The sequence below is a fragment of the Phytomonospora sp. NPDC050363 genome, from assembly GCF_040655735.1.
Lineage (GTDB): Bacteria > Actinomycetota > Actinomycetes > Mycobacteriales > Micromonosporaceae > Phytomonospora.
On sequence record NZ_JBFAKK010000002.1, the window covers coordinates 1 to 11,636 of the forward strand.

General features: G+C 72.3%; 9 protein-coding genes and 1 tRNA gene. 3 read left to right on the forward strand and 7 right to left on the reverse strand.

Annotated features, from left to right (window positions below; genetic code table 11):
* Nucleotides 1–187: 187 nt before the first annotated feature.
* Entirely contained in the window at nucleotides 188–631 is a 444-nt protein-coding gene (locus tag AB0I28_RS04395) for a nucleoside deaminase (RefSeq protein WP_357490816.1), read from the forward strand.
* Nucleotides 632–654: 23 nt separating this feature from the next.
* Here AB0I28_RS04395 and AB0I28_RS04400 read toward each other — a convergent pair whose 3' ends face one another.
* The 5 genes from AB0I28_RS04400 to AB0I28_RS04420 all read right to left on the reverse strand — a co-directional run bounded on the left by AB0I28_RS04400 (nucleotide 655) and on the right by AB0I28_RS04420 (nucleotide 7,187).
* Nucleotides 655–1,836 carry a hypothetical protein gene (locus AB0I28_RS04400; RefSeq protein ID WP_357489344.1) on the reverse strand — a complete coding sequence of 394 codons (1,182 nt, stop codon included), beginning with the start codon at nucleotides 1,834–1,836 and terminating at the stop codon, nucleotides 655–657.
* Nucleotides 1,837–1,979: 143 nt separating this feature from the next.
* Entirely contained in the window at nucleotides 1,980–2,687 is a 708-nt protein-coding gene (deoD, locus tag AB0I28_RS04405; protein WP_357489346.1) for a purine-nucleoside phosphorylase, read from the reverse strand.
* Nucleotides 2,688–2,703: 16 nt separating this feature from the next.
* Nucleotides 2,704–4,410, reverse strand: coding sequence for a hypothetical protein (locus AB0I28_RS04410; protein WP_357489348.1), 1,707 nt, complete (start codon nucleotides 4,408–4,410; stop codon nucleotides 2,704–2,706).
* Between the two features lie 14 nt (nucleotides 4,411–4,424).
* The gene (locus tag AB0I28_RS04415) at nucleotides 4,425–6,140 is read right to left on the reverse strand and encodes a hypothetical protein (RefSeq protein ID WP_357489350.1); all 1,716 of its coding nucleotides are present in this window, start codon (nucleotides 6,138–6,140) and stop codon (nucleotides 4,425–4,427) included.
* A gap of 39 nt (nucleotides 6,141–6,179) precedes the next feature.
* A complete protein-coding gene (locus AB0I28_RS04420) occupies nucleotides 6,180–7,187 on the reverse strand; it encodes a hypothetical protein (protein WP_357489352.1) in 1,008 nt (335 codons plus the stop codon).
* Nucleotides 7,188–7,281: 94 nt separating this feature from the next.
* Between AB0I28_RS04420 and AB0I28_RS04425 the strand changes: the two genes are divergently transcribed.
* Nucleotides 7,282–7,371 (forward strand) — tRNA-Ser (locus tag AB0I28_RS04425).
* Between the two features lie 62 nt (nucleotides 7,372–7,433).
* Nucleotides 7,434–7,751, forward strand: a complete 318-nt coding sequence (locus AB0I28_RS04430; RefSeq protein WP_357489354.1) for an HAD hydrolase-like protein — start codon at nucleotides 7,434–7,436, stop codon at nucleotides 7,749–7,751.
* 51 nt (nucleotides 7,752–7,802) lie between these two features.
* Here the strand turns inward: AB0I28_RS04430 and AB0I28_RS04435 are convergent, their stop codons facing one another.
* On the reverse strand, nucleotides 7,803–9,647 hold the full coding sequence (locus AB0I28_RS04435) for a hypothetical protein (RefSeq protein ID WP_357489356.1): 1,845 nt from the start codon (nucleotides 9,645–9,647) through the stop codon (nucleotides 7,803–7,805).
* Between the two features lie 248 nt (nucleotides 9,648–9,895).
* Entirely contained in the window at nucleotides 9,896–11,614 is a 1,719-nt protein-coding gene (locus tag AB0I28_RS04440; protein ID WP_357489358.1) for a hypothetical protein, read from the reverse strand.
* Between the last annotated feature and the right edge of the window lie 22 nt (nucleotides 11,615–11,636).

The following is an 11,636-nucleotide window of genomic DNA, read 5'->3' on the forward strand; positions in this document are numbered from 1 at the left end:
CCCTCAACACCGCCATCTGGCACAACTGGAACACAGGCGCACCCGTCAAACGCTCCCTCATCGCCTACGACCATTAACCCATCAACGATCTAGGGAGCGTCCGGTGGGCCGTCGCGGGTGCCGCGGCGACCCACCGGACGCCTCTGCGCCTACCCTCGAAGGCGTGATCACGCGTTTCGACGACTGGATGGGCCGCGCGCTCGACGTCGCGGCCGGCGCCGACCCGGCCGACGTGCCGGTGGGCGCGGTCGTCTACGGCCCCGGCGGCGAGGAGCTGGCGGCCGCGGCGAACAACCGCGAGGCCACCGGCGACCCCACCGGGCACGCCGAGATCCTCGCCCTGCGCGCGGCCGCCCGCGTACACGGCGACGGCTGGCGCCTCGAAGGCTGCACCCTCGTCGTCACCCTGGAGCCGTGCACGATGTGCGCGGGCGCGCTCGTCCTCGCGCGCGTGGCGACGGTCGTCTTCGGCGCCTGGGAGCCCAAGACCGGCGCGGTCGGCTCGCTGTGGGACGTCGTGCGCGACCGCCGCCTCAACCACCGCCCGGAAGTGTGGGCGGGTGTGCGCGAGGAGGAGTGCGCGGGGCTGTTGCGGGGGTTCTTTCGCGACCGTCCCGAACCGGCCGCCTGAGCGCGCGGCCGGCCCGGGCGGAGTCACAGCCCCAGCCGCCAGCCCGTGAGCGAACCCGCGTCACCGGCCGAGCGGTCGGTCACCCGCAGCACCCATCTCCCGTTCGGCGCCCTCAAACACCCGTCGACGGTGACGGCCAGGTCCGTGACGCCCGGATCGGCCAGTGCCGACGGCGCCCCCTCGACCACGCACACGCCGTCGACGGGAAGCACCGTGAGCACGATCGTCGCCACCCTGACGATCCCGTCGCGGGTCCCGCGCCCGCTCACCCTCATCTCCCTCGTCCCCGGAAACGCATCCGGCGGCGTGGTCACCGTCAGCACCGCCGACTCGCCGACGGCGAGCTCGGACGGCGTCACGTTCGTCGTGCCGCCACCGAAGGGCCTCGGGGGCATCAGCGTCAGCCGCTGCGGGTCCCCGGAGACCGGCGACGTCGTCACCGGAAGCGTGAACGACTCACCGGCGTGGATCGTCACCTCGGCCGGACCGTCGATCGCCACGGCGAAGTCGCCTTCGGGCGAACCCGGAAGGAAGCCGGTGTTCAGCAGTCCGTCCGGCGAACCCGGGTGCGGCTCGGACCAGGTCGCCACCGCGCCCTCGACGAGGGCCGCGCCGACCTGCGCCGGCGTCGCCCCCGGCGAGGTCTGCAAGTACATCGCCGCGACGCCCGCCGTGTGCCCGGCCGCCGCCGACGCGGACGCCACCGTCCCCGTCGCTTGACTCCCTCCCGGCGCGGCCGCGGTGATCTGAGCGCCCGGCGCGTACAGGTCGACGCACTCGCCCCAGGCGGTGACCCACTCGACGCCTTCCACGGTCCGCGCGGGCACACCGGCGCAGCCGGACACGCGGACCGACGCCAGCGTCACGTCCTTGGCGACGCCGTAGGCCTCGCCGCCGATCACGCCGGCGGTGCCGGTCGACGACTCGGTGCAGGCCCCCGACACCAGCGAGACGCCGACGGACGCGCGGCCGCCGAACTCCTCGTGCGCGGTCGAGACCCCCTCGCCGATCACATAGACGGTGACGTCGGGCGCGCCGTTGGGCGGGGCGTAGACGCCGTCGAGCGGCGGCTCCTCCTGGTCGACGCGGTCGAGACCCCACGCGCCGGGTGGCGGCGCGGCGGCTTGTGCGGGCCCCGCCGCGAAGGCCGAGACGGCCCCGGCGAGCACCAGCGCGGAGAGGAATGTGAGTCGGGCGGAGGGCATGGCGACTCCTCGGACTGGGCATCGGACGGGCGATCCGGTCACGATGAAGTTACCGACCGGGTCCGACATTTTCGATCTAGCCGCCACCCCTCCCCGCACACGCGAAAGGCCCGGCTCCCGCCGGGCCCCACCAGCCGAAACGCCTACCGGATGACCGCCCCCAGCGCGATCTCCACCATGTCGGCGAAGGTCCGCTCGCGCTCCTGCGCGGGCATGGCCTCCTCGCGGAAGATGTGGTCGGAGATCGTCACCAGCGTCAGCGCGCGCGCCTTGAACTTCGCGGCGAGGGTGTACAGCGCCGCCGCCTCCATCTCCACCGCGAGGCAGCCGTACTCGGCGGCCTTCTTGTAGGTGTCGAGGGAGTCGCCGTAGAACACGTCGCTGGACAGGATCTGCCCGACCCGGATGGCCGCGCCCTTCTCGGCGGCGACGGCCACGGACGCGCTGAGCAGCCCGTAGTCGGCGACGGGCGCGTAGGACAGCTGCCCGGCGAAGCGGTTGACGTTCATCGACGAGTCGGTGGCCGCGCCGATGCCGGCGACGACGTCGCGCAGGTTCACGTCGTCCTGGATCGACCCGGCGCTGCCGACGCGCACGACGGTCTTCACGCCGTACTCGGCGAGCAGTTCGTGGGTGTAGATCGACGCCGAGGGCATGCCCATGCCCGAGCCCTGGATCGACACGCGGTGGCCCTGGTAGGAGCCGGTGAAGCCGAACATGTTGCGCACGGTGGAGTAGCAGACCGCGTCGTCGAGGAATGTCTCGGCGATCCACTTGGCCCGCAGCGGGTCGCCGGGCATCAGTACGGTCTCGGCGATCTCGCCGGGCTTTGCGCCGATGTGGTTGCTCATCCCCCGGATCTTGCCATCACTCCCCGACGGCCGACGCCGGAACCCAGCCACACGAGACGGACCCGTCGGCGCGCGTCATCCGCACCACCGACCAGCCCAGCCCGGTGTCGCGGTACACGGCCATGACCTCGGTGAACTCGCCCGGGTCGCCGACCTTCGGGGCGCCGTCGACGGGCCACACGAGCGCGGTGGTCCCGGCGGTGACGGGCCTCGGCACGTCGTCGGCCATGAGGGAGCAGCGGTGGACGGAGCCGAAGGCCGGGGCGGTGGCGACGGGGTAGCCGCCCTGGACCTCGACGAGCAAGGTCGCCTCCTCGAAGTCCTCCGGAGCGCCGGCGCAGCCTCCGGCGTAGCCGACGCGGGCGAAGCTCTTGATCTCTATGGCGCCGTCGACGACGACGGGGTCTTCAAAGAAGTCTCCACAGTGGACGCGGGAGATGACCGTCCCGGGGATCTGCACGGGCCCGCCGTCCTCCCACAGCCAGATCTGCATCCAGGCGGGCTCGGCGTTGCCGCCGTGGGTGACGAGCATGGTGACGGCGTCGAGGTCGTTGTCGCCGTCGAGGTCGGCGTAGACGGGCTCGGCGGCCAGTTCGGTGAAGGAGATCTCGTCGTAGCGGTCGGCCTCGCCGCCGACGAGCGTCGTGCTCGCGTCCGTGCCCTCGAAGCCCACGTAGGTCGCGTTGGCCCAGTCGTGGGCCTTGATGTCCTCGCTGGGCGGCCCGGGCTCCTGGATCTGCGGAGAGGCCTGCCCGCCGCTGCCGTTGAAGGCGTTCACGCCGACGACGACGCCCCCGGCGATCACCGCGACGCCGACGGCGGTGGCGCCGATCTTCAGCGCGGCCGTGCCGATGAGGCCTTTCGCGGCGGCGGCCTTGGCGCCGCTTCCGGTGGTGAGCGCCGACAGCGCCCCGGCGGCGTTCTGCCCCGCGATGATGCCGGCGGTGGCTGCCATGCCGGTGGCGGCGGCGCCCGCGACGGCCAGGTTGATGGACACGACGGCGTCGTTGAGGGGGCGCACGTCGGCGCCGACGAGCGCGGCGGCGAGCGGGATCGGCGGGGCGCCGGGCATCGGGCGGGCGGGGAGGGTGAGGGCGTCGCGGAACTGCGCGGCGGTCGGCCGGGCGGACGGCTCGGGGGCGGTGGCCGAGCGCAGGAGTTCGGTGAACGACGCGTCGATGCCGGGGATGTCGGCGACGGGGCCGGGCCGCCCGCCGAGCGCCCGGTACACAGTGGACGCCAGCGCGAACACGTCGGCGGCTGGCCCGAAGTCGTTCGGCGCGAAGGGATTGGGCACCGACATCGGCCTTGCCAGGCCGGGCGCGCACGTGTCGAAACCGCCCAGCGCCACCTGCGAGTCGTAGATCACTGTGGACGGACACACGGCGCCGTGCGTGAGACCGCGCGCGTGCGCCGCGGCCAGCCCGTCGGCGACCGCCTCGGCGATGATGACGGCGGCGGGCCAGGTGACCGGGCCGTGGTCGACCAGGTACTCGGCGAGCGTCGCGGAGGAGGCGTCCACGACGAGCATCGCGCGTCCGTCGGCCTCGCGGGCGGCGTGCCGGACGTCGGCGATCCCGGACTCCCTCGCGGCGTCGAGAAGCGCGGCCGCCCACGGGTCGAAGTCCTCGGCGGCGACGGGATGGCGGCCCACGATGCGCAGCACGGGACCGGGCCCGGCGTAGACGTCGGCGGTCTCGTCGGAGTGGATCGGCGTTTCCATGGCGCTCCTCGTGCTCAGTCGTCGAGGCCGTTGTTGGGCACCCAGCCGCAGCTGACCGTGTCGTCGTTGCGGGTCATGCGGACCCGCAGCCACTCGGGCGGTTCGTCTTCCTGCCAGGTGGTGTAGACCAGTTCGAGCCGCTTGAACCTGTCGGGAGTGTCAACGGTCGGCGCGCCCTCGGCGGGCGCGATCAGCGGCTCGTAGTTGAAGATCTCCCGGACGTCCTCGTACTCCGACGGCAGGCAGGACTGGGCCGCGCCGTAGGTCGGCTCGATCGCGACGGGGAAACCGTGCTTCACACCGATGACGACCGGGTCGTCGGTGTGGATCACCTCCGCGCAGCTGATCGTCGACTCGGTGATCTTCCGGACGATCCGGAAGCCGTTCTCGACGGCCGTCGGCGGGTCGAAGTCGTCGTCGCAGCGCGCGCCGTCGGCGAGGGCGTACGGGAGCTGCACGGCCTTGTCGCCCTCCCAGAGCCAGACGTAGGCCGCACGCCAGTAGCCGTTGCCGTTCTCCAGGATCAGCACGGTCATCGCGTCGAGGTCGTTGTCCCCGTCGGCGTCGGCGTAGACGATCGGGTCGTCGGCGAGCCGGTAGCCGTGGTCGGGGTCGTTGTAGTTGAAGTCGGGGCTCTTGCCGCCGGTGAGCTGCGCGTCGAAGCCGCGTTCGGTGTCGAAGAAGGTCGTGTTGGCGAAGTCGAACTGCTGGATCGCGGTGACCAGCGGGCCGGGGCCGGCGGCCTCGTCGTCGAGGACGTTGACGGCGACGATGGCGCCGGCGGCGATGACGGCCGCGCCGGTGGCGAAGGCGCCGATCTTCAGGGCGCTCAAGCCCATGAAGCCCTTGGCGGCGGCCGCTTTCGCGCCGGTACCGCCGGCCAGCGCCGACAGCGCCCCGGACGCGTTGTGGCCGACGATGACGCCCGCGGCGGCGGCCATGCCCGTCACGGCGGCGCCGGAGATCGCGAGGTTGATCGACACGACGGTCTGGTTGACCGGGCGGACCGGCGCGCCGACGAGCGCGGGATCCATCGGCACGGCCGGCTGCGTGTTCTCGGTCGCGCCGACGCTCGACAGGGTATGGAACAGCTGCTGCGCGGTGGGCCGCTGCGCCACGTCGGGCGACAGGGCCGCGCGCAAGGCTGCCGTCAGCGGCGGCGGAACGTCGTAGATGTCGCCGACGTAGCCGCCGAGCTGCCCGCCGAGCGCGAGGTAGAGCGTCGCGGCCAGCGCGTAGACGTCCCCGGCCGGTCCCTGCATCCCTTCGGGCGCCGTGAAACGGCTCGGCTCGGGCGCCTTGGCCATACCCGGCGCGCACGCGTCGAACCCCGCGAGGCGGACGGTGTCGGCGAAGACGACCGTCGAGGGGCACACCGCGCCATGCCACAGGCCCGTGCCGTGCACCTGCGCGAGCGTCGCGGCCAGCGCCACACCCGCCGTGTGCACCTCCGCGACCGGCAGCGGTCCCTGCGCGACGAGCCGCTCGGCGAGCGTCACCCCACTGGCGTCGACGACGATCATCGGCCGCCCGTCGGGCTCCCGAGCGGCCTGGAAGACCGTCGCGACGCCCGGCAGCGGCGACACCGACAGCAGCGCCGCCGCCCACGGATCGAAGCGCGAGGCCGCGACCGGCGCCGAACCCACGACCATCACCGCCGGACCGCCGCCCGGCGCGGCCGCCGCGTACACGGATGCGGTCTCGTCGCGGAAAATGGGCGTATCGCTCATGTCCGTGACATTAGCGAGCAGCGGCAAGGGCCCTTCGGGTCAGCCCGTCACCGCCGACCACGGCACCCAGCCGCAACCGGTCCCGCCGTCGGCCCACGTGATCGTCGCGATCGCGTAGCCGTTGTCGAGCGTGGCGTCGGGGGAGGGCCGGTGGTGGACCTCCAGCTTGCTGTAGTCGGCCGTCTCGGCCAGCTTCGGCGCGCCCTCGGCGTTCAGGACGACCGGTTCGGCCTTGCCCGTCACGTCGGTGATCTCCGTCGAACCCGCCGGGACCACGCGGCAGCGCGTCGTCGCCGAGTGGTGCGCGCCCATCACCTCGACCGGGAAGGCCTCGTGCATCCCGACCGTGATCGTCTCGGTCGCCGGGTCGCCGCCGCACACGTTCGCCGTCGATCGGGTCAGCGCGAAGCCGCCCTCGCCCGCCGCGACCGCCATCGGCGTCAGCGGGTCGCACGCCCACTGCCAGCTCGCCTCGAAGGCGATCGGCTGAGCGGCCGTCCCGTCCCACACCCACAGCAGGACCTGCGACCACGGCTTCTCGCCGGCGATGTCGACCACGGCGGCGGCGTCCTTGTCCCCGTCACCGTCGATGTCGGCGAACACGGGGTCCCCCTTGAGGGTGAAGTCCTCGAACTTCCCGTCGGCGAAGGCGACCAGGTCGCCCTTGGCGTAGACGGCGGCGTTCTTGAAGTCGACCGCCTCGATCCCGCCCGCCGGCTGCTCGGTCGCGCTCGACGAGGGGCCCGGGTTGAGCGCGCCGGGGTCCTCCTCGTCCTTGTTGATGTAGTCGAGGCCGAAGTACACCGATACGCCGAGGACGACGACGGCCGCCGCGACGATCCCGATGATCGGCCACGGGCCGCGCTTCTTCGGGCCGCCCTGCTGCGGTGGCGTCGGAGGCAGCGGGGGGAGCGGTGACCAGCCGTGCTCGGCCGGGCCGAACGGCTGCTGGCCGTGCACGGGAGTCGGCGGGGGCTGGTGCGACGTCGGTGCGCCCTGTGTCGGGTCCCACGGCATGCCGCCGGGTGGGGGAGGGGTCACGCTCATGGAGATGAGGCTAGCGCCGCCGGTCAACGGGGGTGTCGGCGGTGAGCCGATACCGGCGTGCGAAACGCCGAGGCCGTCAGGTAGCCTCGTCGACGGTGGCGTGTCCGAGTGGCCGAAGGAGCACGCCTCGAAAGCGTGTGACGGTGCAAGCCGTCCGTGGGTTCAAATCCCACCGCCACCGCCAGCACGTGAGCGCCGCGCCCCCACAAGGGCGCGGCGCTCTGCTTTGGCCGTGAGGGAGGGCGCGTGAACGCACGCGACGGCTACCTCACCCTCGCCGGCCTGCGCGAGGACATCGCCGCCATCGTGGGCAGGCCCTACGCCGCTCCCGAACGCATGAAGCCCGACCCGGCTCCCATCCGCGCCGCCCTCGCAGTACTGGGCGAGCACGCGCGCGAAGCCGTCATGGCCGGCGACTCGGCCACCGACGTGCGGGCCGCCCGCGCCGCCGGCACCGCCGCAGTCGGCTACGCCAACCGCCCCGGCAAAGCCCGCGCGCTCACCGACGCCGGCGCCGAGGCGGTCATCACGCACATGCGCGAACTCGCCGCACAAATGGCCTGAACGACGGCGCCGCCCGCCACCCCCAGGGGCGACGGGCGGCGAAATCGCGCGTCAGACCACCACGTCCCAGGGCACCCAGCCGCAGCCGAGCTTCCCGTCGGTGAAAGTGATCACGCCGTAGGCGTACCCGTTGTTGATGTCGGTGCTGGTGCCCTCGCTGTAGTACACGACCATCTTCGTGAACTCGCTGTCTTGCGCCACCACGTTCGACGACGCCTCCGGGTGGAACAGCGGCTGCGCCTTCCCGGTCACGTCCTCGGTCTCCAGGCCGGTGGAGTTGACGTCGTCGCGGCAGTTCACGACGGCACTGAGGTGACCGTCGTCGTTCTGCACGATCTCGTCGTCGTGCATCTCGACGTGCACGGTCTCACTGGGGTTGAAGCCGTCGTTGCAGAAGTTCGAGTCGGAGCGGGTGATCTCGAACTGCCCCGGCGTCGAGGAGCTCGCCGCGACCTCCAGGTTCGGCAGCTCGCTGCACGTCCACTGCCAGGTCGCCTCCCACTCGACGGGCTCGGCGCGCTTGCCGGCCGGGTCGTACAGCCAGACGTGCACGAACTCCCACGGGTCGATGTCCTCCGACGAGTCGCCCTCGTTCTGGATGACGGCGGCGGCGTCGAGGTCGTTGTCGGCGTCGATGTCGGCGTAGACGGGCGTCGAGGTCATCTTGTACAGGCCGGTCTCGCCGTTGCTGAGGCTGCCGGGCGCCTGGAGGAGCGAGACCTCGGCGTTCTCCAGGTCGATGGTCGTGATGCCCTCGTCGATCACCGGCTCCGACGGCACGGGGTCGGGGTCGGCCGTCTCCTCCTTGCTGAAGGCGTTGACGGCGACGATGATGACGGCGGCCACGACGACGAGCGCGATGGCGCCGACCACGAAGATCATCGCCGCGTTCGACTTCTTCTGCGGCGGCGGCTGGGGCCCCCAGGGCTGCTGGAACTGCTGCGCGGGGGGACCGGTCACGGGGTACATCGGCGCGCCGGAGGTCGGGTACTGCGCCGGGACGCCCGAGGTCGGGTACTGCGCCGGCACTCCCGAAGTCGGGTAGGGCGCGGGCGCGCCGGACACCGGCCGGGCGGCGGCACCGGCGTTGTTGATCTCGACGACGCCCTGCGTGACCGGGCGCACGGCGATGCCGACGGCCTCGGGATGCAGCGCGGGCGCGGCGTTGGGGACGTGCGGCAGGTCGATCGTCGACAGCTCGGCGTGCAGCTGTGCGGCACTGGGGCGCCCGTTCGGGTCGGGGTTCAGCGCCGCCCGCAGGATCCCGGTGACCTGCTGCGGAACGCCCGGTAGGTCGAGCACCGACTGGTTGCGCAGGCCCGGGTTGTACGGGTCGGAGGCGTAGGGGAGCTGCCCGCCGAGCGCGACGTAGCTGGTCGCGGCGAGCGCGTAGACGTCGGCGGCCGGGCCGGGCGCGGAGTCGAGCGGGTTGAACCGCGAGTTCACCGAGTGCAGGCCCATCCCGGGCGCCTGACCGTCGAGCCCGGCGAGCTGCGGGTGCCCGAAACCGTTGAACAGCACCGTCGAGGGGGATACCGCGCCGTGCCGCAGTCCGTTCTGGTGCAGCGTGTCGAGCGCCTGGGCCAGCAGGGAGGCGTTGGTGACGGCCTCGCCGACGGCGAGCGGACCCATCTGGCAGAGGCGTTCGGCCAGTGTGCTGCCACCGGCGTCGACCACAATGGACGGTCTGCCGTCCGGGCCGACTCCGGCGTGGAAGACGGTGGCGATGTTGGGGTGCGAGGACAGCTGCCGCACCAGGCCGGCCCAACCGCCGAAGGACGCCTGGTCGACGAACTGGTGGCCGACGATCTGCATCGCCGGCGAGGCGTCCGGACCGCTGGTGGGATAGCTCGCCGCGGTGTCGTCGGAATGGAGTGGGGACGCAGGCGTGGTCATGGCGTTGCCCTCGTTCTCTTCGGTGTTCTCACGCGATCGTGCCAGGGGGGATCCACCCTCGGACGACCGTGGGGTCGGCCGGGAGCGAGGCGGGCGAAGTGTTCCCAGTGACAAGGGTCCACCCGGATGGACTTCCTGGGATCCCCGACTCGTGCCGATCCGGCGGTCGGTGCGAGCGGTGTCTGCGTGGCTGTCATAGGCGCCGGGTTCTCCTCGGGCGGTTCATGGTGGGCTTTCGCGGTGCGGTGTCAGGCGACGTCGGCGGCGGCCACCCATCCGCAGGTGGCCGTGCCGTCGGATCGTGAGACGTACGCCAGGAGCCATTCGACCGTTCCGGCGGTCTCGGGACGGAATACCGTTACCGATTCGATGCCGTCGCCGACCTCCATGGCTTCGCTTGTCGGGGCCACCCGGACGATCGTGTCGGCGCCGTGGTCCTCGGTCTCCACGCCGGGTGTCGGTTCGCAGCGTGAGGCGGCGCCGATGTGCGGCCCGGCCTGGATCAGCAGTCCACCGGACATCTGGACGCCGATGGTCTCGTACCTGCGGTCGGACTCCTTGACGGCCTCGCAGTTGACGAAGGGGTTGGCCGAGACCAGTTCCAGCTCGAACGAGGGACCGGAGGGCCGCATGTCCCTGACCTCGCAGATCCCGTTGACGACCTGGCCGGCCTGCCGCAGCCCGTCGCTCCAGTAGAAGACCAGCACGTAGGCGCGGGTGCCGTTCTCGGTGGTGACGGTCAGGTGGATCGCGGCGGTGTCCTGGTCGCCGTTGTGGTTGCCGTCGGCGAACACCGGGCCGGTGACCAGGGTCCAGGTCTCCGTCGGCGCGCCCTCGCCCGAGCCGACGCCCGTTCCCGTGCCTCCCTTGAGTTTCACCTCGCGGGCGGCGTCGTAGGGGACGGTGAACTCCACGGCGTCGAAGTCGACGCGCTCGATCTCGGCGGAGCGGTCCTCGGTGGCGTCGGCGAACTCGTCCCGCAGCATCCAGGCGCCGCCGAGCCCGCCGGCGAGCACCAGGAGCACGATGAAGACGACGAGCACCCGTCCGCTGTAGGTCCTCTTCGGCTTCGCGCCCGTCGACGGCAGGGGTGCCACGCCGGCGGGCATCGGCGGCCGCTTCTCGCGCGGGATCCTCGGCTGCGTACCTGTCACGGCCTCGTTGATGGGGGCGACGCCCTTGTTCGCCGCGCGTACGTCGGAGCCGACGACGGTGACGGGCAGCGCGACGGTCGGCGGCGACTCCGCGATGTCCACCGTGGACAGCGCGTCGCGCAGGAGCGCCGCGCTCGGCCGCGCCGACGGGTCGGGATTGAGCGCCGTGCGCAGCATCCCGGTCAGCTCCGGCGGAACACCCGGCAGTTCGGTGATCCCGCGACGGCGCAGCGCCGGGTCGGTCGGGTCGCCGACGTACGGCAGCGTCCCCCCGAGCGCGACGTACGCCGTCGCGGCGAGCGCGTATATGTCGGCGGGATATCCCGGATCGAGCTCGGGCACCGTGTACAGGCCCGGCCGCGCGGTCTTGACCAGCGAGGGCGCGCACATGTCGAAACCGGTCAGCATCGGCGTTCCGTCGACGGCGTAGACCACTGTGGACGGACAGATCGTGCCGTGCCGCAGGCCCGCCGCGTGCGCGGTGTCGAGGGCGTCGGCGATCGCGGTCGTCGTCCGCACGACCTCGGTGACACTCGGCGGAGTGCGCACCAGGCGCTCGGCGAGAGTGGTCGATCCCGTCCCGCACAGGACATAGGGCCGCGAGTCGTCGGTCAGCCCGGCGGCGGCCACCGCGACCAGGTGCGGATGCCGCACCCCGCGCAGCCGCTGCGCCCACGCCGAGAACTCCCCGCCGGGCTCGACGGGCCGGTGGCCGACGGTGTAGATGAGCCGACGCCCGCCCGGCCCGGCGGCCTCGTAGACCGCGGCGGAGTCATCACTGCTCAGCCAGCGGATGATCTGGAAGCCGTCCATCGCGCAACGTTATCCGTCGAAC